The organism is Microbacterium suwonense (assembly GCF_030296555.1).
GTDB classification, from domain to species: Bacteria; Actinomycetota; Actinomycetes; order Actinomycetales; family Microbacteriaceae; genus Microbacterium; species Microbacterium suwonense.
Genome location: NZ_AP027728.1, coordinates 2,531,091 through 2,552,665, shown reverse-complemented (window position 1 = coordinate 2,552,665; position 21,575 = coordinate 2,531,091). Strand labels below are relative to the sequence as shown.

Here is a 21,575-nt window from a genome sequence, read left to right as displayed (position 1 = left end):
GCACAGCGGGGCTCGCACCGACAGCAGAACGGAGAGGATCTGATGAGGATCGTGGTAGCCGGCGGCACCGGCACGGTCGGCAGGCACACCGTACAGGCCGCACACGATGCGGGACACGAGGTCGTCGTGCTCTCGCGTGCGTCTGGTGCGGACGTGCAGACCGGCAGCGGGCTCGACGCCGCCCTCGACCGGGCGGATGCCGTGATCGACGTGACGAACATCATGTCACTGTCGGCGAAGCGGGCGAGGGCCTTCTTCGAGAACGGCACCCGCCACCTGCTCGCCGCGGAGGAACGAGCGGGCGTGGGCCATCACGTCGCCTTGTCGATCGTCGGGATCGACGACATCGATGCGTCGTACTACGCCGGCAAGCTGGCACAGGAGCGCGCGGTCAGCGCGGGCACGGTTCCGTTCACGATCGCCCGGGTCTCACAGTTCCACGAGTTCGCCGGTCAGCTGCTGTCGGGCACGCGCGGGCCGTTCGCGCTCATCCCTCGCGCACCTGTTCGGCCGGTCGCCGCGCGCGAGGTCGGAGCGCACCTGGTTCGGGTGGCCGAGCAGGGGCCGCAGGGCCGCGCCACGGACCTCGTCGGACCGCGCGACGAGGATCTCGCCGAGCTCGCACGCAGACAGCTCGCCTTCGACGGCATCCGACGCCGGGTCGTCGAGATACGCCTCCCCGGCGCGTACGGTCGCGGACTCGCCTCCGGCTCGCTGCGCGGCGGAGCGGATGCCGAGCACGCGCGCATCGACTTCGACCAGTGGCTGCACAGCGAGGACCACGTGCGGAGATGACGAGGGTTCGGTGCGGGAGGATGGTCATACAGTCCTGTCCGTCGCATCCGGGAGCGCACCGTGTCACGTGTCCGAAATTCCTTCATGAAGGGCGGCGCGCTCGTTGCCGCCCTTCTCCTGCTCTCGGGCTGCGCGTCCGGACCGAGCGTCACACCCACCGGCAACACCACCGAGGTCACCGTGACCGTGGACGGGATGCGGTTCGTGCCTGACGTCGTGGAGGTGCCGGTCGGCGACGAACTCGTCATCACCTTCGAGAACACCGGGACGGAGGTGCACGACCTCACCCTGGAGAACGGCAAGAGCTCAGCACGCCTCATGCCCGACGAGACCGAGGTGATCGATGCCGGCATCATCGCCGAGGACCTGGACGGGTGGTGCTCCGTGAGCAATCACCGCGCGATGGGCATGGAGCTGACGGTGCGGGCAGTCGGGTAGCCGTTGCAGCCTCACTGAGCTCAGGGGTGCGGACCGGTCGCGTCAGCGGGACGGGTCCGCCGCGTTGAGCCGGACCATGGCGTCGTACAGCTGCTCGTCGGTCATCGCCGGTTCGGGCAGCGGATGAGCGCGCTCCGCCCGATAGGCATCGAGCATGATGTGCAGTTGACGACGCCAGGCGTTCGGGGCGGTGACGCTGGTGGCGTCGATCATCCGGCCGTTGAACCAGATGAGGTTCACGATGTCGGCCCGGTTGATGTCGGGACGCACTCTGCCGGCATCCTGAGCGCGAGTGAGCACGTCCTCGATCTGCTGACACATCTCGTCGTGGATGCTCTCGGTCGCCGCGTTGCCTGGGAACCGGCGTGACAGGAAATCGTTGAAACCGCGGTCACCCGCCTGCAGGCGGAACAGGTTCTCCAGGTAGCCGACGAAGCCATCCCAGGGATCGTCGATCTGCAGAGCCTTCTCGGCTTCGCTGAGGAACTCGCGCAGCCGGGGCTCGAACGCAGCGAGCAGCAGGTCCATCCGAGTCGGGAAGTGACGGTACAGCGTGCCGATCGCGACGTCGGCGTCACGGGCGATCTTCTCCAGGGAGGCGTCCATGCCGCGTGCGGCGAACTCCACGCGCGCCGCGGCGACGAGTCGGTCGTATCGCGCCTGCGCATCACGGCGCAGGGGCCTGCGTTTCACCTCACTGATGGTCATGCTGTCAATCTACTCCGGAATTCTCGGAATACCTGAGGCATCCCTCCGGTTCCTCTCCATGAACCGGAGGGGTGCCTCACCTAGACGCTCCATCCAGCGGCCGCCGAGATCCCTCGACAGCCCACACGCGCACAAAGGAGCACATCATGAGCAGCATCACCATCATCGGCGCGGGCAACATGGCCCGCGGAATCGGCAGCCGGGCGGTCAGGGGCGGCAACACCGTCCAGATCATCGCTCGCGACGAGGCCAAGGCGGCGTCGCTGGCGAAGAGCCTCGGCACCGACGTCACAACCGGGGCCTGGGGCTCCGCACCGACGGGAGACATCGTCTTTCTCGCGGTGCTGTTCGCCAGCGCCGTGCCGGTCGCTAAGGAGTTCGGCGAGGCCCTTGCAGGCAAAATCGTCATCGACATCACGAACCCGTTCAACGCCACCGGCACGGGACTGGCCGTGCCCGACGACACCTCCGTCGCGAAGCTCGTTGACGAGGCCACCCCCGCCAGCACGCACGTCGTGAAGGGCTTCAACACGCTGTTCAGTCAGATCCTCGCATCGGGCGAGCCGGCGGACGTGTTCTTCGCCGGTGACGACGCGCAGGCCAAGGCCAGCGTCTCGACGCTCATCACCAGCCTCGGACTCCGCCCGCGCGACGCCGGCGACCTGTCCATGGCGCACTGGCTCGAGGGCGCCGGGCTGCTGGAGATGGGCCTGGCCCGCGGTGGCCTGGGCATCGGGTTCTCGCTGGGCGTCAACATCGCAGAAGGGAACTGAACATGGGAAAGCTTGACGGCAAGACCGCGGTGATCACCGGAGCCACGAGTGGAATGGCGCTTGCGGGCGCGAAGCTGTTCGTCGAAGAGGGCGCGCATGTCTTCATCACAGGGCGTCACCAGGACGCGTTGGACGAGGCCGTGAAGCAGATCGGACGCAACGTCACCGGTGTGCGGGCGGACTCGGCGAACCTCGAGGACCTGGACCGTGTGTTCGAGGCGGTCAAGCAGGAGAAGGGTTCGGTCGACGTCCTGTGGGCGAGCGCAGGCGCCGGTGGGTCGCAGAAGCTGGGCGAGGTCACCGAGGAGCAGTTCGACACCGCGTTCTCGGTGAACGCGCGTGGCACTCTGTTCACGGTGCAGAAGGCCCTGCCGCTGTTCAACGACAACGGGTCGATCATCATGACGGGCTCGAACGCCTCGGTGCGGGGCTACCCGGACTGGGCGGTGTACGCCGGTAGCAAGGCGGTGCTCCCCGCGTACGCGCGGGTGTGGGTCGCCGAGCTGCGGGACCGCAGGATCCGCGTGAACGTGCTGACCCCCGGCCAGGTCTCCTCTCCCATGATGGAGAAGAACCTGGACGCCCAGATGATGGCGGTCTTCGAGTCCGTCATCCCGCGGCGTGAGATGGGTCGGCCCGAGGAGATCGCCTCGGTGGCGCTCTTCCTCGCCTCAGACGACTCCAGCTACGTCAACGGCATGGAGCTCGTGGCGGACGGAGGCTCGACAGTGATCTGAGTGCACCCCTGAAACGTCCAGAAGGGGAAGCCGCAGGCTGCGGCTTCCCCTTCTCGCACGTGCGCATGCCGGCCGGGTCAGTGGGCGTCGCCGCCAGCGTGCGGCCGCGCTGTCAGGCGCTGCATGGCGGAGCGCGCATGGCGGCGCATGAGGGCCTCGGCACTCTCCTCGTCATGATCGAGGAGCGCGCGGTAGATCGCGAGGTGATCGTCGACACGACCGCGGGTCCATGTTGGATCGGCGACGTCATCCTCAAGGGTGCGGATGCGATCGTCGCCGCCCAGGATGCCGAAGCTCTCGATCATGCGTCGCAGCGGCGGGTTCCCGGCCGCCTCGGCAATCACGGCATCGAACTCTCGTGCGAGCGCCATCAGGTCGAACGCGTCCGCAGAGGAGACCTCCCGATCCACAGTCTCCACGAGCCGTCCCAGGTGTGCGAGCGCATCGTCGCCGATCTTCCGCGCCGCGAACCTCGCCTCCGCTGCTCGCAGGAGCACCTCGATCTCCATCAGCTCTCCGAGCGTCGCCTCCGGCTGCGCGGCGACCCGGAGACGCCGCGAGTCGCTGCGCTCTACGAGCCCCTCGTGCTCGAGCTTGCGCAGCGCTTCGCGCACAGGGGTCGGACTCACGCCGAGATCGGCGGCGAGCTGGCGTTCGGTGATGGGCGATCCGGGTTGGAGCACACCATCGGCGATGCTGTCGCGGATCGCGACGTACGCGTGCTCCGCCAGGGACTCCGTGCGGGCCAGCGGCCGCAGACCGGTCTTGTTGATCACGCGCTCTCCTCCGCACCAACGCTATATCAAAGAGCGCTCAGAGCCCGGATGCATCCAGTCGTCGCAGTGAGCGATCGGAGAGCACGAGGACGAACATCGTCGCGGCCACCCCGAGCATGAGCCCGGAGAGACCATGCAGGCCGACGGTGTCGATGCCGTCGTGGAAGAACACGCCGATTGCGGCGGCGGCCAGGATAGCTCCGAGGTACATGAAGGTGCGCAGAAGCCCGGCGGATGCTCCGATGCTGGCAGGGTTCGCCTGCCCGAACATCGCGTTCTGATTCGCGAGATTCAGCAGCCCCTGAGGCACCCCGAACACGATCGCGATCACGACGAGCCCGACGATGTGGGTGTCATCGTCGATGAACAGCATCCCGATGCATCCAGCGATCTGCGCGACAGCGCCGACGACGAGCTTGGCGCGCACCGCCGCGTGCCGTCCCGTCACCGCCGCGACCACCAGGCTCGTCGCGAAGGTCGGCAGCAGCAGCAGTCCTGCGGTAACCGCGGTGAATCCGCGCTCGACCTGCAGCCATTGCGGGAACCCGAAGAACATTGCGTAGGCGACGACCATCGTCAGCATCCCGCGCAGATATGTGGTCAGCAGCGGGATATTCCCTGCCATTACCCGCAGGTCGATGAACCCTCGCATGTTGCAGTGAATGCAACTGTCCGTGCTTGCAATCGATACCTATTCGGCTCCTTCGGTGTCGAAGTGTTCCGACCATAACAGCGTGATCTCGCGGATGCGGAGATCTGGGTTGACACAGTGATGCACTGTCCCATACTTTGTTGCATCTAATGCAAGATTTTGAGGCTTCTCCAGCGGCGCTTCGGCTGATCACGTCAGCATCGAACGTCGCACTGGCGAACCCGGAAGCGCAGGTTTTCAGTGCGATGATCGATGGTTGGCGGAACCAGCAGCTGTCGCGCGGGCTCCGTGAGCAGACGATCCGGAACCGGACGGCGACGGTGACACGGTTCCGTGATTTCGTGGACAAACCGCCTTGGAGGTGGACTGTCGCGGATGTGGATGAGTTCACTGCTCAGTCTGGCGGTCGCACTCGGACGTTGTCGACGATGCGCGCCAACCATGGGTCTATCCGTGGGTTCTGTGACTACCTCACGAACCCGTTGTACGACTGGATGGAGATCTGCGATCGCGAGTTTGGGGAGGTCCCTTCGCAGGTGTGCCTGCCGTGGAACACCGTGGCGCACCGGTTCGAGTTCGAAGGCCATGGGAAGCGTCGCCCGTTCACGTACGACGAGATCGAGCGCCTGTTCGATACGGCCGACGCCCGCGTCGAGCTGCTCGTGAGTTCCGGGCGAAAGGGTGCGCTCGGCGCGTTGCGGGATGCCCAGTTGCTGAAGACGGTCTACGCGTTCGGTCTGCGCCGCACTGAGGCGGTGATGCTCGATACCGTCGATTTGCACCACAACGCGAAGATGCGCCAGTGGGGCCGCTACGGCGCGGTCCACGTGCGATGGGCGAAGGCGGCGGGCGGTGGCGCGCCACGACGTCGCACGGTGCTGCTGGTGCCGGAATTCGACTGGTGGGTCCCCGGCATGCAGCAATGGCTCGAGCAGGCCCGGGCCCGTTTCGCGCCCGGAGACGACCTCGACGCGCTCTGGGTGACCGAGCGCCGCACGCGTCTGTCTGCTGGGTATCTCGATCGGAGGTTCGCAGAGTTGCGTGATGAAGCCGGCCTGTCGAAGGACCTGACGTTGCACAGCCTCCGGCACTCCTATGTCACACACCTTCTGGAGTTCGGGTACGCCGATCGATTCGTCCAAGAGCAGGTCGGGCATATGCATGCCTCGACGACCTCGATCTACGCCTCCGTCAGCTCGGACTACAAGAACCGTGTGCTCGCCGAAGCGCTGAAGGCCCTCATCGAAGGAGAAGCTGATGACCGTTGAGCTCGACACCGGCTGGAATCTGCGCAGCGTGATGGCGTCGCGCGGGATCTTCCAGACCTCCAAACTGAAACCCCTACTCGAAGAGCGCGGCATCGACCTGTCCCGGGAGCAGGTGTATCGGCTGGTGACTCAGCCGCCCCAGCGGGTGCGTCTCGACGTGTTGGCGGCGTTGTGCGATGCGCTGGAGTGCTCGCTCGACGATCTCGTGACGATCACTCGCCGGGAGGCCTCGACCCCGGTGGCGGTGGGTGAGGAGGCGACACGGGGGGCGATCGGTGATCTCCGTCCTGTTCGCGCGGCGATTCGTCGGCCGCGTACGAAGTAGCCGCGGTGGCCAAGCCTCCGCAGCTGCCGCGAGTCGCTGAAGTCGTCGCTCTCGTCCGCCCTCTCGTTCCCGAGATCTCTCGCGAGCGAATCGCTGAGATCGTGCATTCGGTTGCGCCAGTACCCCTCACGCAGCGGCTTCTTGAGCTCGCGCTGATCAAGCAGCCCGGAGTCCTGGAGGGGCAGCATGCGAACGTGCCGGTGACCGTTCAGGATCTGGCCCATGCGCTGGTCGAAGAAGGGGCGAGCCGGGTGGTGTTGCCGACGTGTGAGTCCTGCGGACGCGCGGTGAGAATGCCCCACAAGACGCCGGGCGGTGGTCGGCACTGCTCCCGATGCGAGCGGAACGCCCGGTCCGTCTCGTGCGCGTCCTGTGGCCGGGTCCGGCCCGTGCAGCGCACGATCGACGGACAGCGTTTCTGCCGTGACTGTTGGCGAGCCGACCCTCGATCGTTCGGCGACTGCTCGCGGTGCGGTCAGCATGCGACCATCATCGTCCGTCGCCCGGAACTGGTCTGTCTGGCCTGCTACACCGCACCGATCAAGACCTGTGGTCTCTGCGGAGAACCTGGCCGCGTCGCCTCCCACCTCGACGGACGACGAGTATGCGCGCGCTGCTACTACGCGATGCGCAGACCACAACCTTGTCCCGAGTGCGCGCGCAGGGTGTTCCTGACCGGCTTCATGAATGGCCAGATGGTCTGCGCCGACTGCGCGGGTACTCCGATCACGATGGCCTGCCCCGGATGCGGCTCGATCGAGGAGATCCGCAAACATCACCTCTGCGTCGAGTGCCGCCGGCCCGTCGCGATCCAGCAACTGCTCGCCGACGATTCGGGAGAGATCCGCGCGGACCTCCACCCCCTTGCTGACTATCTGCTCACGCACCATGGCAAAGCGGCGTCGCTCGAACGCTGGCTGCACAAGAGCAAGTGCGCGATGGTGCTCCGCGAGCTCGCGGACGGGACCCTGCCGCTCACCGCCGAGGCGATCATCACCCGAGCCCGGTCGGGACAGTCGGTCGCGTTCCTCCTCTCACTGCTGGTCCGTTCCGGCGTGCTGCCGGAGCTCGACGTCGAGGGCACGCGTTTCACCCACTGGCTCAACGACTGGCTCGATGGCATCGACCATCCCGAGGACCGGTTGATCCTGCGCCGCTACTGCACCTGGGAGCTCCTCCGATCCACTCGGACACTGCGCAGCGCGTCCAGCCCTGCTTCCGGCTTCCAGAGGCAGAGGGCTGCACTGAAGTACTGCGCCGCGTTCCTCGGGGAGATCCGGGCGCAGCAGGAGACGCTGGCGACGTTCCCGCAGCGCCTACTCGACGCGTATCTGACCGATTCGCCTAGCCAACGCGACGCGCTGGCACCGTTCACTCGCTGGCTGCGAAAACACCGGCTGAGCACCCTTCGGGTCGAGTTTCGAGCCCATCGCCTCGAGGGGCGAGACTACGCCTCTGATCACCGATGGCAGATGGCCCGCAGGTTCCTATCCGATGCCGACATGGACCCGAAGACCCGGGCCGCGGGTCTCCTCGTGCTGCTCTACGGGATCCAGCTGACCCGCATCGTCACGATCACCCGGGCACAGGTCGACACGAGCTCGCGGCCCGTGACGCTCACCGTCGGGGCCGAGCCGATCGAGGTCCCCGCGATCCTCGGCGACGCCATCGTCGAGCTCGTCGATGCCACAAAGGGCCATCCTGAAGGGTGGTTGTTCCCCGGCCGGAACCCGGGCCGTCACCTCACCCCGGGGCCGCTCAGCCGTCGCCTTCGCGCCGAAGGCCTGCTTGCCGGGAGCGCCCGCACGACAGCGCTCATCGAGCTCACCCGGCAACTGCATCCCCGGATCGTCTCGGATCTCCTCGGCATCACGACGGCATCCGCTGCCTCATGGTCGCGTCTCGCCGGTGGCGAGTGGTCCGATTACCCGGCTCTCCGCTCCACCCACCCCTGATCAAGCATCACCCGTCAGAGCCGGGCCGGAAATCGCTTCGCGCAGTTGCTCGACGGTCGGAGAGCCTCCCAGCCCGGCAGGGGTACGGAACACCCGGCAGGCGAGCCCGACCGGCGTGTGCTCGTCGGCGAAGGGATCGACGCCGTCGACGAGGACGGTCGGTGACCCGTGGAATCCGAGGCGCTCGGCGTCCTCGGCGGTCTCGACCAACTGTCGTGTGACGCGGATATCTGATCGACCGTCGAACAGCTCAGCAAGCCGGCGGTCGAGTACTTCCCAGTTCGGGCAGCCGTCGAAGTACTGCAGGGTGATCTCCATGGTTGGCCCTCTCAGTTCTCGGTGCCGCGGAGCATCAGGAGCGCTCCGGCAATCGTAGCGGTGACGATCACGATGTCGGCGAGGTTCCCGATGAACCAGTTGCCGTAGGCGAGGAAGTCGACGACGTGCCCCCGGGCGAATCCTGGTTGGCGGAAAAGCCGGTCGCCGGCGTGCGAAGCAGCGGCCCCGCCGAGCGCACCGATCACGATCGCCCACCCGGGGCGTCGGACCCGGAACGCGAACACGATCGCGGTGGCCGTGGCCGCGACGGCGATGAGAGCGAACACCCAGGTGAAGCTCTCCCCGAAGGAGAACGCCGCGCCGGGGTTGTACGCGAGCTGCAGGCCCAACAGGTCGCCGATCAGCGGGATGCGCTCGTGCTCCGACAGGGTCGCCTCGGCCCACACTTTCGTTCCCTGATCGATCACGACGACGACCACGGCGATCAGAAGCGCCCAGGCAGTGAGCCGCCAGCGTCCTCTCTGCGGACGCTCTCCCGACGCCGATGCCGACTCAACGTCGGTATTCGTGTCCGGGGTCATGCGAGGGCCTCGAAGAGACGGACGATAACGCCGGATTCAATGAGGATGAACAGGCCCAGGCCGATGAACACGACGGGGACGAGCCAGTGCTCGACACGTTCGAGCGTTTCGGTGACGGCCTTGTGGGTGCCGATCAGTCGCCCGGCAGCGCACCAGACGGCGACGAGGATCAGGAACACGACGATCATGACCGCGACGTCGCCGGGCGAGCTGGTGCGGAAGATCGGCGTGTAGAGGGAGATGTTGTCGGCCCCGTTGGCGATCGTGATCCCGGCGACCCCCATAGTCCGACCGCGGTGATCTTGGAGTCGTCATCATCGTCGTCGCCGTTACGGCGCAGGCCGCGAATGAGCGTCCAGATGCCGATGCCGAGCGGGATCAGACCCAGGAAGCCGACCCATTCGTCCGGGACGATCGTGAGACCGAGCGCGGCGATCACGCTGATCACGACGAGTGTGATGAACCCGAGGTACTGGCCTGCGACGATCTGCCACGGTCGCGGCTTTCCCCGGCTGGAGGCGAGGAACAGCACGGTGAGCACGACGATGTCGTCGATGTTGGTCGCCGCGAACAGGCCGATCGCCGACCCGATGGTTGCGAGCATCAGCTTTCCATTCGTGGTGTGCGGGTGCGTGCGGCGCGCAGGCCGTTGAGGATCACGATGACCTCCGCGACCTCGTGGACCAGGACGACAGCCGCGAGCCCCAGGACCCCGAAGAGCGCGAGCGGGAGCAGTGCGGTGATGATCAGCAGGGACAGGATGATGTTCTGGTTGATGATCCGCCGGCCCCGCCGCGCGTGATCGAACGCCCGCGGGATGAGCCGCAGATCATGACCCGTGAAGGCCACGTCCGCAGACTCGATCGCCGCATCGGAGCCGGTCGCTCCCATCGCGATGCCGATGTCCGCGGACGCCAGGGCCGGGGCGTCGTTGATGCCGTCACCGATCATCGCGACCGATCCCGCCTTCGACAACTCGCCGATCGCGGTCGCCTTGTCCTCAGGGCGCAGCTCCGCGCGCACATCAGCGATCCCGGCCTGCGCAGCCAGCGCACGAGCGGTGCGGGCGTTGTCCCCGGTGAGCATCGTCATGCCGACGCCCTGATCCGCAAGCGTGCGGACCACCTCGGGGACTTCCGGACGCAGCTCGTCGCGGACGCCGATCGCCGCGACCGGTGCCTCGTCGCGGTGCACGATCACGACAGTCATGCCCTGCTCCTCAAGCCCTGCAACCCGGTCGCCGAGCTCGCCGGCGTCGAGCCAGCGGGGGCTGCCGACCGTGATACGAGCGCCATCGACGGTGCCGTCGATGCCGTGCCCGGCCTGCTCGGTCACATCCGCGGCCACGGGAACACCCGGGGCTGCAGCGGTGATCGCCGCCGCAAGGGGATGCGTGCTGTGCTGCTCCAGAGCCGCCGCCCAAGCCAGCGCCTGCTCCTCGGCAATGCCGTTCGCAGTGAGGACCGCGGTGACCGCGGGCTCGTTACGGGTCAGGGTGCCGGTCTTGTCGACCGCGACGTGCCGGACCGTGCCGAAGCGCTCGAAGACCGCGCCGGACTTGATGATCACGCCGAACTTGCTCGCCGCGCCGATCGCGGCAACGACCGTCAACGGCACCGAGATCGCCAGCGCGCACGGAGAGGCCGCTACCAGCACGACGAGCGCACGAGTGATCCATACCTCCGGGTCGCCCAGCAGTGACCCAATGATCGCGACGAGCGCTGCGAGAATCAGCACACCGGGTACGAGCGGGCGGGCGATCCGGTCCGCGAGACGCGCACGCTCGCCCTTCTCCGTCTGCGCTTTCTCGACCAACTCCACGATCGTCGTAAGCGAGTTATCGGTACCGGCCGCGGTCGCCTCGACCTCCAGCACGCCGGAGCTGTTAATCGCGCCGGCCGACACCGCGTCCCCGGGCTCGACCTCGACGGGGATCGACTCCCCGGTGATCGCCGAGGTGTCCAGGCTTGAGCGGCCAGAGCGGACGATCCCGTCGGTTGCGATCCGTTCGCCCGGGCGGACCACCATGACCTGGCCGACCGTCAACTCCCTCGCCGGCACCTGCGCAGAGACGCCGCTCTGCAGCACGGTCGCCGTCTCCGGCACGAGCTTCAGCAGCGCCCGCAGGCCGCCACGGGCACGGTCCATCGCCTTGTCCTCAAGCGCCTCAGCAATCGAGTACAAGAACGCCAGAGCAGCGGCCTCCTCCACATAGCCGAGGATGACCGCGCCGATCGCGCTGATCGTCATCAGCAGCCCGATCCCGAGCTTGCCCTTGAACAGCTTCCGAATCGCGCCAGGAGTGAACGTCGACGCGCCCAGCAGCAGGCCGATCCAGAACAGTACGAGCGCCGGGATCTCGAGCCCGGACCATTCAAGGATCAGACCAGCCAGGAACGCGACACCGGAGAAGACCGGCACCATGATCCCACGGTCCCTCCACCAGGGCCGCTCCACCTCTTCGGTCTCATCCTCCGCCGCAGTGGCAGGCTCGTGCTCGCAGCTACACGCCGCGCTCACGCGTCCGCCCCTGTACCGCAGCAGCCCGGCACCGTGCACGACGAGTCCACACACGGCGCGTGCTCATCGACCGCCAGCGTCACATCCACGAGCGCGACGAGCGCAGCCGCAAGATGCGGGTCAGCGATCTCGTAGCGCGTCTGGCGACCCTCAGGCTCGGCGACCACGATCCCGCAGTCACGCAGGCACGTCAGGTGGTTCGAGACGTTCGAGCGGGTCAGCTCCAGCTCGCGCGAGAGCACGGCTGGATAGCTCGGGGCGTTCAGCAGAGTCATCAGGATCCGGGAGCGCGTCGGGTCCGCCATGGCCCGGCCGAGCCGGTTCATGACGTCGAGGCGCGAAGCAATAGTCAGCATGTACTGAACTATACAGCAAGCGCTGATCAATCATTGGTGATCAGTTCCCCACCATTCATTGGGAGAAGAGTCGGAAGCCGCTGAATACGCAACTCAACAACAGTCGGCGCTACCAGTATGATCTCGTCGGGTTGGAACCCGGACCAGTGATCCTGCTCGTCGACAACGACGACGGGGGCCTGCGAGTATCCGAGGTCCGTGGTGATCCACGGAACCCCGGGCTCCATCTCACACCCGGCCCGCTCAGTCGACGTCTCCGCGAACAGGGGCTTCGCTCAGGAAGCGCCCGGACCACGGCCTTGATCGATCTCACCCGTCGGATGCACCCGCGGATCGTCTCCGACCTGCTCGGCATCACCCCCGCCTCCGCAGCCGCATGGTCGCGTCTCGCCAGCGGCGATTGGACGGACTATCCAGGGCTCCGCTCGGCCCCCGGCTTATGAACAGGTGCACCTACACTCGTCACGTCCGCGCGTCGTTCGAGCAGGATGGTGTCGCGCCACTGGCCTGCGAGCGGGCCGTGCTCCATGAGCGCTATCCGCTCGCGCCGGCCGACCTGGCGGAACCCCGCTCGCTCGTGGAGGCGGAGGCTGGCCGTGTTCTCGGGGAATACCGAGGACTGGATGGTCCAGATGCCCGTGTGCTCGGCGGCGCTGATCAGCCCCTCCAGCAGGAGACGCCCGACGCCTCTGCCCGACGACTGCGGCGCGACGTAGACGGAGTGCTCGACCACGCCGCGGTACACGGCGCGGGCGGAGACGGGGCCTGCGGCCGCCCAGCCGACGACCGTCGGTCCATCCGCCGCGACGAGCATGAGACCGGGCTGCTTGCCCGCTGCGAACACGTCCCAGGAGGGCGGCGGCTCGGATTCGAACGTCGCGTGGCCGGTCGCGATCCCGGCGCGGTAGATCTTCTCGACCGCGGGCCAGTCCGTCTCGACCATCGGCCGGAGCCCGACCGCTCCCATCAGCCCAGCAGCGCCTTCGCCGCATCGGCGAGCGTGCCGGTGGTAGGCCGGTAGTAGGCCCACTTCCCGCGCTGCTCCCTGGTGACCAGTTCCGCCTCGACGAGCAGCTTCATGTGGTGCGAGACGGTCGGCTGCGACAGGCCCACGGGGTCCGTGAGGTCGCAGACGCACATCTCGCCGGCGCTGCTGCCGACGATCATCGAGAGCAGCTTCACCCGCGTCGGGTCGCCGAGGGCCTTGAAGACCTTCGCGAGGTCGTGGGCCGTGCCGTCGTCCATCGCCTGGCCGGGGGCGCAGCACGCCCCAGCGGAAGAGGCGATGGTGGCGGGCAGTGCGTTCATGGCTCCATTCTGCCCGACGTATTGACATCTGTCGATATGAAGGACAGGATCGTTCCTGTCAACGCATCGAAGAACGTCAATGCATGGAGGTCGCAGTGAATCCTGTCGTCGTCATCGGGGCCGGTCCGCAGGGACTGGCCGCCGCCGCTCACCTGCTCGAGCGCGGGCTCGACCCGATCGTCCTGGAATCCGGCGACACGGCTGCCTCCGCGGTGGCCGAGTGGGGCCACGTCCGCCTGTTCTCTCCGTGGACCGAGCTCACCGACGCCGCGTCGCGACGCCTGCTGGAGCCCACCGGGTGGTCGGCCCCGACTCAGGGCTACCCGACCGGCGCGCAGTGGATCGATCAGTACCTCGCGCCCCTCGCCGACGCCCTCGGTGACCGCGTACGCTACGGAGCTCGCGTGGTCGGCGTCGGCCGCAAGGGCCGGGACCTCTCCGTCGACGCGGGCCGCGCCGAGCAGCCCTTCGTCGTCCACGTCGCGCGCGCCGACGGCACCGAGGAGCGGATCGAAGCGAGTGCCGTGATCGACGCTTCCGGCACCTGGCGGACACCCAGCCCCGCCGGCGCTGACGGTCTTCCCGCCCTCGGTGAGAGGGCAGCGGTCGAAGCTGGGCTCCTGGAGCACCGCATGCCCGCGATCGAGGACGCCAGCCCCTGGCGGGCCAGCACGTCGTGGTGGTCGGCAACGGGCACTCCGCGGCGACGACGATCGGGGTCCTGTCCAGGGTGGCCAAGCGTGAGCCGGGGACGCGGATCACCTGGGTGCTGCGCCGCGGCGCGGTCGGCAACACCTTCGGCGGCGGCAGCGCCGACGAGCTGCCCGAGCGCGGCGCGCTGGGCCAGCGGGCGAAGAAGGCCGTCGAAGACGGGCTCGTCGATCTCGTGACCGGGTTCCGCTCCGAGCGGGTCGTCATCGACGGCGGCCAGGCGGCGCTCGTGGCAGAAGATGGCCGCCGGCTCGCACCTGCCGCTCGGGTGTTCGTCGCCACCGGGTTCCGCCCCGACCTGTCCTTCCTCTCCGAGATCCGTCTCGACCTCGACATGCGCCTGCAGGCACCGTCGAAGATCGCTGCGGAGGTCGATCCGAACGTGCACTCGTGCGGCTCCGTGCGGGCCACCGGCGCAGCCGACCTCGAGCAGCCCGAGCCGGGCTTCTACATCGTGGGCGCGAAGTCCTACGGCCGTGCGCCGACGTTCCTCGCCCTGACCGGGTTCGAGCAGGTGCGCAGCGTCGTCGCCGCGATCGCCGGGGACCGCGAGGCCGCCGAGCGCGTGGACCTCGTCCTCCCGGACACGGGCGTGTGCGGAGGCTCCGGCCTGTTCGACGCTCCCGACCAGGAGTCTTCCGCCGGGTCGTGCTGCGCGTCGAGCCCCCAGCTCATCCAGCTCGGCACGGCACCAGCTGGCCGCTGAATCGCGGACAACAGGAAGGGGCAGGAACCAGACGGTTCCTGCCCCTTCGCACGTGCGGTACTGCTCAGCCCAGGAGGTCGGCGAGAAGGGTCTCGACGCGGCCCTTGATCTCGTCGCGGATGGGACGAACCGCCTCGATGCCCTGCCCGGCGGGGTCGTCGAGCTTCCAGTCCTCATACCGCTTGCCCGGGAAGAACGGGCAGGCGTCGCCGCAGCCCATCGTGATCACGACATCGGAGTCTTGCACCGCTTCGGTGGTGAGCACTTTTGGCTGCTCCGCAGTGATGTCGATGCCCACCTCACGCATCGCCTCGACGGCGACGGGGTTGATCTGGTCAGCGGGCATGGATCCGGCGGAGCGGACCTCGACGCGGTCACCGGCGAGCTCGCGGAGCCAGCCGGCGGCCATCTGGGAGCGTCCGGCGTTGTGGACGCAGACGAAAAGGACGGAGGGCTTCTGGTCAGTCATGGCAGTTTCCTTCAGTCAGTCGGTGAGAGTAGCGAGGAGCTCGCGGACGCGGCCCTCGATGTCATCGCGGATCGCGGCGACGCCCTCGGGCGAGGCCAGCGCTGGGTCTCCGACGGCCCAGTCCTCGTAGCGGACCCCGGGGATGATCGGGCAGACGTCGCCGCAGCCCATCGTCACCACCACGTCCGCGGCGCGCACCGCGTCGTCGGTCAGCGGCTTCGGGAACGCATCCCCCGCTAGCTGTTCGCCTTCGATCTCGGTGAGCAGAGAGCGCAAGTGCGGGTGCACATCCGCCGCAGGCGTCGACCCGGCGGAGCGGGCGATGACCTTGCCCCCGGCGAGCTGGTTGACAATCGCGGCGGCAAGTTGCGAGCGGCCCGCGTTCTGCACGCAGACGAACAGTACCTGCGGCACCGCTGTCACCCGATCTCTGGTCAGATCGGCCAGGCGCTGCCGGGCGAACCGTTCGGTCAGCGGGATCATGTGCGCCGTCAGCTTCGCTGAACGCACCAGGCCCGCGTAGGACTCGCGCACGATCGCGACCACGAGATCACGGTTCAGCCCGGTCAGCTCGTCCGCGAGTTCCTCGGCGAGGCGGGTCACGCGGGTGTCCATCTGCTGCAAGGCCTCGGCCCGTGCTGCGGTGTCTTCGGGCTCGTCCATGGCGGCTGCGGCGGGAGCGAACGCGTCAAGGAGAGCCGCGACGGCGCGCTGCTTGCCTGGCGCGATGCGGTAGTACACCCAGGTACCCCGCCGCTCGGACAGCAGCATCCCCGTCTCCTTCAGCACCTTCAGATGGTGGGAGACCGTCGGCTGCGACACCTCGGCGAGCTCGGCGAGGTCGCACACGCAGGACTCTCCGCGAGGGTCGATCGCGATCGCGGAGAGCATCCGCAGACGCAGCGGATCAGCGAGCGCCTTGAGCGCGCCGGCCACGGTGGTCGCGGCCTCGGTGCCGATGGCATGCGTCGCGGACGGCGCGCACGCCTCCGTGTTGGAGATGACGGCGGTATCGGTCATGACGTCCTCGATTCGACGGCGTAGGGGTCGGTGCGGAACCAGGCCCGGGCGGCCCAGAGCGAGACGTAGACGAGGCCCACGAGCACAGGCACCTCGATCAGGGGGCCGACGACTCCGGCGAGGGCCTGTCCGGAGGCCGCGCCGAAGGTGCCGATCGCGACCGCGATCGCTAGCTCGAAGTTGTTGCCCGCCGCGGTGAACGCGAGCGTCGTCGACCGTGCGTAGCCGAGGCCGAGGCCCTTGCCGAGCAGCAGCCCCGCGAACCACATCAGGCCGAAGTAGACCAGCAGCGGCAGCGCGATCCGCGCCACGTCGAGGGGCTTCGCCAGCACCGCATCGCCCTGCAGCGCGAACAGCAGCACGATCGTGAACAGCAGCCCGTACAGCGCCCATGGGCCGACCGCGGGCAGGAACTTCTCCTCGTACCAGGCGCGGCCATGGCGCTTCTCGCCGATCCATCGCGACGCGAAGCCCGCCACCAGCGGCACGCCGAGGAAGACGAGAACGTTCAGCGCGATCTGCCAGACGGAGACCTCCAGGCCCTGCGCGTCCAGGCCCAGCCAGCCGGGCAGCACCGTGAGATAGAACCAGCCCAGCACCGAGAACATCACGACCTGGAAGACCGAGTTGATCGCGACGAGCACCGCCGTCGCCTCGCGGTCGCCGCAGGCCAGATCGTTCCAGATCACGACCATCGCGATGCACCGCGCCAGCCCGACGATGATGAGCCCCGTACGGTACTCCGGCAGGTCCGGCAGGAACAACCAGGCCAGGGCGAACATCACGGCTGGGCCGGCCAGCCAGTTCAGCACCAGCGACGAGACCAGCAGTTTCTTGTCCCCGGTGACGGCGGCGACCTTGTCGTAGCGGACCTTCGCCAGGACCGGGTACATCATCACCAGCAGGCCCAGGCCGATGGGGATCGAGATCCCGCCGACCTCGAGCTTCGCCAACAGCCCCGAAAGAGCCGGCACGAAACGTCCGAGCAGCAGGCCCGCGACCATGGCGAGGCCGATCCACAGCGGCAGCCACTTGTCTAGGGTGGAGAGCCTCTTCGGGGCGGTACGGGTCAAAGCGTCGGTCATGCGAGCAGCTCCTCGATCTTCGCGAGGTAGACGGGCTTCGGGTGCGCGCCGATCAGCGTGTCGACGCGTTCCCCGTCCCGGTAGAAGCCGAGGGTCGGGATCGAGGTCACGCGGGCCGCGGCCACAGTCTCGGGATTCTGGTCGGCGTCGAGCTTCACGATCTTCACCCGGCCCGCGTACTCGCCGGCGAGCTGGTCCAGGATCGGGGCGATCGCCTTGCACGGCCCGCACCAGGTCGCCCAGATATCGACCACGACGGGCAGCTCGGATTCGAGCACTTCAGCCTGGAAAGTGGCGTCGGTGACGGGGGTGACGGTGCTCATGCGGAGACCTCCAGGACGGGCTCGGGCAGGGTGGCGGGTGCGAGGTTCGACAGGTAGTGCTGGGCGTCCTGCGCGGCCGCGCAGCCGGTGCCCGCGGCGGTGATCGCCTGCCGGTACGTGTGATCGACGAGATCCCCGGCCGCGAACACCCCGGCCAGGTTCGTCCGCGTGGACGGGTGCGCGACACGAACGTAGCCGTCCGCGTCGGTGTCTACCTGGCCCGCGACGAGCTCGGAGCGAGGATCGTGCCCGATCGCGACGAACACCCCCGTCGCGTCGAGCGTGCGCTCGGCCCCGGTGACGGTGTCGCGCAGCACGAGCCCGGTGACCTGCTCGTCGCCGAGGATCGCGGCGACCTCGCTGTTCCAGGCGACCTCGATCTTCGGATCCTCCAGCACGCGCTGCGCCATGATCCTCGACGCCCGGAACTCGTCCCGGCGGTGCACTATGGTCACCTTCGACGCGAACCGAGTGAGGAACAGAGCCTCTTCCATCGCCGAGTCCCCGCCGCCGATCACGGAGATCTCCTTGTCGCGGAAGAAGAACCCGTCGCACGTCGCGCACCAAGACACTCCGTGCCCGGACAAGCGCTCCTCCTCAGGAAGGCCGAGCTTGCGATACGCGGATCCCATCGTCAGGACCACCGCCCGCGCCAGGTACGTCTCGCCAGCACCGGTCTCAACGGTCTTCACGTCGCCGTCGAGATCAAGGCGGATCGCGTCGTCGTAGACGATCTGCGCGCCGAACCGCTCGGCCTGCGCCCGCATCGACTCCATCAGCTCCGGCCCCTGCACGCCATCGACGAAGCCCGGGAAGTTCTCCACCTCGGTCGTCGTCATCAACGCACCGCCCGCCGTCACCGAGCCGGCGATCACGACCGGCGCGAGACCCGCACGTGCTGCGTAGACAGCCGCAGTGTATCCGGCGGGACCTGACCCGACGATGACCAGTTCCACCTCTTGATTCGACATGCATCTATATTGACATCTATCGAATCAATCCGCGAGTCCAAGCCGGCTTCGTCACCGAATGTTCACCCACCCCGCTCTGGCAGGGGCCGCCAATGCCCTCCGAGCGCGAACCTCTATATCGTCGACAAACCGTGCGCGAAAAGTGCACTCATCAACAATCGGACCTACCAGTAAACGGGTCGGCGGCGCGGCGTTCACGGAACGCGAATCCGGCGCCGGCGACCGCGGCGACCGCGAGAAGCCAGAGCGATGCGACCTCGGAGTTCATGAGGAAGAGCATGAGGCTGACGAGCAGTCCGGCGAACAGCAGGATGCCGGGGAGGTCGAGGCGGCGCAGCGAACCCGCGGGCCGCTCGCCGGCATCCGTCGTCCGATGCTTCTCCTCCCGCGGCAGGAGAAGCAGCCCACAGACGAAGCAGGCGATCCCGAGCGGGATGTTGATCGCGAACGTCGACCGCCAGCCGCCGACGTCAACGAGCACCCCGCCCAGGGTCGGCCCGACCACGGCGACCGTCTGGTTTGCGACAGACAGGGCGGTCAGCATCCCGGTCGGGCGGAAGCCGCCGAAGTCGGCGGTGCGCTCGGTCTCCCGACGCAGCAGCGACATGGATGCCGGGTATCCCGCACATGTTCCGAGGCCGAGCACGACGCGGGCGACGATGAGCAGCGACAGAGTCGGGGCGAATGCACCGATCGCTCCGGCGATCGTCGTGAACGCGGCACCTGCCAGGTACAGCCCACGCGGACCGAAGAGGTCGATGAGCCGGCCGGCGAGAGGCTGTCCGATAGCCGTCGCGAAGTACAGCGCCGAGACGAGCAGCGTGGTCTGACTCGCCGGGGCGCCGAAGGCGATGCCGATCGGCACGAGAGCGACCGCGATGATCGACGAGTTGATCGGATTGAGGACCGATCCGAGGATCATCGGCGCGATCAGACGCCGGTCGAAGCCGTCGTGGCGAGCGGGACGCCTCACACGCGCACCGACTGTGTGCCGTCCATTCCCGTCACACCGCCTCCACCATCGCACTCTCCGCGATCGTGTCGCTCTTCGCCATCACGGATCGCCCCGCCGTCCGCTCGATCATGCCTCCCGATGCTGTCATGGAAGGGGAACAGGCAACACTGACAAAGGTACGTGATGCTGCCCAGCGTGGATGTCGCGGTCGTGCAGTGACCCCTGCGACACCGGTCGCGGGAACGAGATCTTCAGCACCTTCAGCTCGGGTAGTCGGAACATCCTGATCGTCGCGGGATCGACGCGGTAGATCTCACCGACCCGCTGCTCATCGAGGAAGGACTCATCGGCGACGATCTCGTACGCCGCGTCATCCTTCACGAACAGGTCGAGGGTGATCCAGAACGGGCCGGCATTCTTCGATCGGACCTCGTCGCAGACGTCGGCCAGCGTGGGCATGGTCTCAGACATGAGCGGGGACTCCGATCTCGATGCGGAACAGCGCGGTCGGCGTAGGACTGTCGACGACATGGTTGAGGACAAACTCGTAGGCGGCGCCGCGCTCCATCTCGGCCGGAGACGTGGCGAAGGCGAAGCTCGGCAGATAGTCCATCTCGCGCGTGGGCATATGCAGCAGGTACGGGTTCATGACCTTCGCAATCGCGGTGGCGGTCTGCTGGTCACAGGCATTGACGATGAGCATGACGCCGAGCTCTCGCGGAGGGGCGGATGCAGTGGAAACCGGATCGAGTTCTCCGAGGATCGCGTTGTGCCCGTACAGCCGCAGGTCGAAGGAGAAGTCATCGCGGGCGAGTCCAAGTGCCTGCTCGGTGCGCAGGAACAGGTACTCGCGCAGCACCTCGGCCCATGCCTCCGGGTCGGCCAGCACCAGCGGCTCGCGAACACCGACGAACGACACGGTCTGGTAGCCGGCGATCCGCGCTCCTTCGAGCTTCACGGTGTGCTGCGCCGCGTGATGGAACTCGGATCCCTCGACGCGGACGCGTCGACCGTCCAATGACCGGTACACGGCGTTGCGGACGTCGAGCACGCCGTCGGGCTCTGTGAGCAGGAAGGGATCGACATTCTCGTAGACCATGTGCGCGGCCACCGACGTGGGCGTGCAGGCAGTGTCGGGGTCGACGGGCTCGATCGTGAACCCTTCGTGATCGATCGTGGCGAAGATACCCGCGGTGCGGGGGTTGGTGGTCGCCTGGGCACCGCACTCCACGATCTTCCCGGCATGCCAGGAAGGGCCCGCCGGCATCCCCCACATGAGGGGGACGGCAGCGGCGACGGCAGTGTCGGTGGCGCGTCCGGCGAGCACGACCTGCGCTCCCGCCTGCAGCGCTTCGACGATCGGCTCGTGGCCCATCAGACCGACGATGTGGGTGCAGTCGTCCAGCGTCTCGGGCTGCAGCTCTCCCATCGGGGCCAGTGGGTGGATGCGCCCCGAGGACAGGTGCTCCTTGAGATCATCGGCGCGCTGCTCGCTGTAGATGCGCGCGATGCGCAGGTCGATGCCCTCCTCGGCCATGACCTGTTCAGCGATGCCGGCCACCCAGTCGACTCCGGCATCGGTGCCGCTGGTGCCGCAGGATCCGACGATGAGCGGGATGCCGGCTTCGGATGCGGCACGAAGCAGCAGCCGAAGGTCACGGGCGATGGATCCGTCCGGCGACTTCCCCGTAGCGGCACCCAGGTAATAGGGGCCGGAATCTGTGGAGCCGCCATCGACCGCGATGACGTCGGGAGTGAGCGCCATGCCCTGCTCCACGATCGCTTCGGGGAACCCGCCGCCCAGCATCCCGATCGGCACGAACACCTTCACGGAATCCGTTGTGGTTGTCGACACGATAGTTCT

Annotated in this window: 26 protein-coding genes and 1 pseudogene; 8 read left to right on the top strand and 19 right to left on the bottom strand. The window is 67.6% G+C overall.

Annotated elements, in window-relative coordinates; all coding sequences use genetic code 11:
* Positions 1–42: 42 nt before the first annotated feature.
* Positions 43–795, top strand: a complete 753-nt coding sequence (locus tag QUE33_RS12760; protein ID WP_286300531.1) for an SDR family oxidoreductase — start codon at positions 43–45, stop codon at positions 793–795.
* Between the two features lie 60 nt (positions 796–855).
* Positions 856–1,233 (top strand): cupredoxin domain-containing protein, encoded by a 378-nt coding sequence (locus QUE33_RS12755; RefSeq protein ID WP_286300530.1) that lies wholly within the window; start codon positions 856–858, stop codon positions 1,231–1,233.
* 42 nt (positions 1,234–1,275) lie between these two features.
* On the opposite strand, the gene QUE33_RS12750 is transcribed toward QUE33_RS12755, so the two are convergent.
* Positions 1,276–1,941, bottom strand: a complete 666-nt coding sequence (locus QUE33_RS12750; RefSeq protein WP_286300529.1) for a TetR/AcrR family transcriptional regulator — start codon at positions 1,939–1,941, stop codon at positions 1,276–1,278.
* A 146-nt stretch (positions 1,942–2,087) separates the two neighbouring features.
* On the opposite strand from QUE33_RS12750, the gene QUE33_RS12745 reads away from it, so the two are divergent.
* On the top strand, positions 2,088–2,714 hold the full coding sequence (locus tag QUE33_RS12745) for an NADPH-dependent F420 reductase (RefSeq protein ID WP_286300528.1): 627 nt from the start codon (positions 2,088–2,090) through the stop codon (positions 2,712–2,714).
* Positions 2,715–2,716: 2 nt separating this feature from the next.
* Entirely contained in the window at positions 2,717–3,451 is a 735-nt protein-coding gene (locus QUE33_RS12740) for an SDR family NAD(P)-dependent oxidoreductase (protein ID WP_286300527.1), read from the top strand.
* A 77-nt stretch (positions 3,452–3,528) separates the two neighbouring features.
* On the opposite strand, the gene QUE33_RS12735 is transcribed toward QUE33_RS12740, so the two are convergent.
* The gene (locus QUE33_RS12735; RefSeq protein WP_286300526.1) at positions 3,529–4,227 is read right to left on the bottom strand and encodes a GntR family transcriptional regulator; all 699 of its coding nucleotides are present in this window, start codon (positions 4,225–4,227) and stop codon (positions 3,529–3,531) included.
* Between the two features lie 37 nt (positions 4,228–4,264).
* Positions 4,265–4,852 carry an MFS transporter gene (locus QUE33_RS12730; RefSeq protein ID WP_286300525.1) on the bottom strand — a complete coding sequence of 196 codons (588 nt, stop codon included), beginning with the start codon at positions 4,850–4,852 and terminating at the stop codon, positions 4,265–4,267.
* Between the two features lie 176 nt (positions 4,853–5,028).
* On the opposite strand from QUE33_RS12730, the gene QUE33_RS12725 reads away from it, so the two are divergent.
* The 3 genes from QUE33_RS12725 to QUE33_RS12715 all read left to right on the top strand — a co-directional run bounded on the left by QUE33_RS12725 (position 5,029) and on the right by QUE33_RS12715 (position 8,427).
* A complete protein-coding gene (locus QUE33_RS12725; RefSeq protein WP_247641157.1) occupies positions 5,029–6,147 on the top strand; it encodes a tyrosine-type recombinase/integrase in 1,119 nt (372 codons plus the stop codon).
* On the top strand, positions 6,137–6,472 hold the full coding sequence (locus QUE33_RS12720) for a helix-turn-helix domain-containing protein (protein ID WP_058631822.1): 336 nt from the start codon (positions 6,137–6,139) through the stop codon (positions 6,470–6,472). The genes QUE33_RS12725 and QUE33_RS12720 overlap by 11 nt, the downstream gene beginning before the upstream one ends.
* A gap of 101 nt (positions 6,473–6,573) precedes the next feature.
* On the top strand, positions 6,574–8,427 hold the full coding sequence (locus tag QUE33_RS12715) for a site-specific integrase (RefSeq protein ID WP_286300518.1): 1,854 nt from the start codon (positions 6,574–6,576) through the stop codon (positions 8,425–8,427).
* On the opposite strand, the gene QUE33_RS12710 is transcribed toward QUE33_RS12715, so the two are convergent.
* From QUE33_RS12710 to QUE33_RS12675, 8 genes are all read right to left on the bottom strand, one after another.
* Positions 8,428–8,745, bottom strand: a complete 318-nt coding sequence (locus QUE33_RS12710) for a thioredoxin family protein (RefSeq protein WP_286300517.1) — start codon at positions 8,743–8,745, stop codon at positions 8,428–8,430.
* Between the two features lie 11 nt (positions 8,746–8,756).
* Positions 8,757–9,287, bottom strand: coding sequence for a signal peptidase II (locus tag QUE33_RS12705; protein WP_036297873.1), 531 nt, complete (start codon positions 9,285–9,287; stop codon positions 8,757–8,759).
* Positions 9,284–9,571 (bottom strand): cadmium resistance transporter, encoded by a 288-nt coding sequence (locus QUE33_RS12700; RefSeq protein WP_286300515.1) that lies wholly within the window; start codon positions 9,569–9,571, stop codon positions 9,284–9,286. The genes QUE33_RS12705 and QUE33_RS12700 overlap by 4 nt, the downstream gene beginning before the upstream one ends.
* Entirely contained in the window at positions 9,472–9,891 is a 420-nt protein-coding gene (locus QUE33_RS12695; protein WP_286300512.1) for a cadmium resistance transporter, read from the bottom strand. The genes QUE33_RS12700 and QUE33_RS12695 overlap by 100 nt, the downstream gene beginning before the upstream one ends.
* Entirely contained in the window at positions 9,891–11,807 is a 1,917-nt protein-coding gene (locus QUE33_RS12690) for a heavy metal translocating P-type ATPase (RefSeq protein ID WP_036297919.1), read from the bottom strand. Before QUE33_RS12690 ends, QUE33_RS12695 begins: the two co-directional genes overlap by 1 nt.
* Positions 11,804–12,163, bottom strand: a complete 360-nt coding sequence (gene cmtR, locus QUE33_RS12685) for a Cd(II)/Pb(II)-sensing metalloregulatory transcriptional regulator CmtR (protein WP_036297877.1) — start codon at positions 12,161–12,163, stop codon at positions 11,804–11,806. Before cmtR ends, QUE33_RS12690 begins: the two co-directional genes overlap by 4 nt.
* 409 nt (positions 12,164–12,572) lie before the next feature.
* Entirely contained in the window at positions 12,573–13,130 is a 558-nt protein-coding gene (locus QUE33_RS12680; protein WP_155048598.1) for a GNAT family N-acetyltransferase, read from the bottom strand.
* Complete coding sequence (locus tag QUE33_RS12675; RefSeq protein ID WP_155048599.1) at positions 13,130–13,471, bottom strand: ArsR/SmtB family transcription factor; 342 nt, start codon at positions 13,469–13,471, stop codon at positions 13,130–13,132. The genes QUE33_RS12680 and QUE33_RS12675 overlap by 1 nt, the downstream gene beginning before the upstream one ends.
* A gap of 83 nt (positions 13,472–13,554) precedes the next feature.
* On the opposite strand from QUE33_RS12675, the pseudogene QUE33_RS12670 reads away from it, so the two are divergent.
* Positions 13,555–14,888: pseudogene (locus QUE33_RS12670) on the top strand (NAD(P)-binding domain-containing protein).
* Between the two features lie 64 nt (positions 14,889–14,952).
* Here the strand turns inward: QUE33_RS12670 and QUE33_RS12665 are convergent.
* The 8 genes from QUE33_RS12665 to QUE33_RS12630 all read right to left on the bottom strand — a co-directional run bounded on the left by QUE33_RS12665 (position 14,953) and on the right by QUE33_RS12630 (position 21,566).
* Entirely contained in the window at positions 14,953–15,357 is a 405-nt protein-coding gene (locus QUE33_RS12665; RefSeq protein WP_155048601.1) for an arsenate reductase ArsC, read from the bottom strand.
* Positions 15,358–15,372: 15 nt separating this feature from the next.
* Positions 15,373–16,377, bottom strand: a complete 1,005-nt coding sequence (locus tag QUE33_RS12660; protein ID WP_155048602.1) for a metalloregulator ArsR/SmtB family transcription factor — start codon at positions 16,375–16,377, stop codon at positions 15,373–15,375.
* Positions 16,374–17,462 (bottom strand): ACR3 family arsenite efflux transporter, encoded by a 1,089-nt coding sequence (arsB, locus tag QUE33_RS12655; protein ID WP_155048603.1) that lies wholly within the window; start codon positions 17,460–17,462, stop codon positions 16,374–16,376. Before arsB ends, QUE33_RS12660 begins: the two co-directional genes overlap by 4 nt.
* Positions 17,459–17,785: a thioredoxin gene (gene trxA / locus QUE33_RS12650; protein WP_155048604.1), complete on the bottom strand. Its 327-nt coding sequence runs from the start codon at positions 17,783–17,785 to the stop codon at positions 17,459–17,461. Before trxA ends, arsB begins: the two co-directional genes overlap by 4 nt.
* On the bottom strand, positions 17,782–18,756 hold the full coding sequence (gene trxB, locus QUE33_RS12645) for a thioredoxin-disulfide reductase (protein WP_155048605.1): 975 nt from the start codon (positions 18,754–18,756) through the stop codon (positions 17,782–17,784). The genes trxA and trxB overlap by 4 nt, the downstream gene beginning before the upstream one ends.
* 151 nt (positions 18,757–18,907) lie before the next feature.
* A complete protein-coding gene (locus tag QUE33_RS12640; RefSeq protein ID WP_286300489.1) occupies positions 18,908–19,729 on the bottom strand; it encodes an MFS transporter in 822 nt (273 codons plus the stop codon).
* Between the two features lie 126 nt (positions 19,730–19,855).
* Positions 19,856–20,182 carry a DUF4387 domain-containing protein gene (locus tag QUE33_RS12635; RefSeq protein ID WP_286300488.1) on the bottom strand — a complete coding sequence of 109 codons (327 nt, stop codon included), beginning with the start codon at positions 20,180–20,182 and terminating at the stop codon, positions 19,856–19,858.
* Positions 20,175–21,566: an acyclic terpene utilization AtuA family protein gene (locus tag QUE33_RS12630; RefSeq protein WP_286300487.1), complete on the bottom strand. Its 1,392-nt coding sequence runs from the start codon at positions 21,564–21,566 to the stop codon at positions 20,175–20,177. The genes QUE33_RS12635 and QUE33_RS12630 overlap by 8 nt, the downstream gene beginning before the upstream one ends.
* Positions 21,567–21,575: the final 9 nt, after the last annotated feature.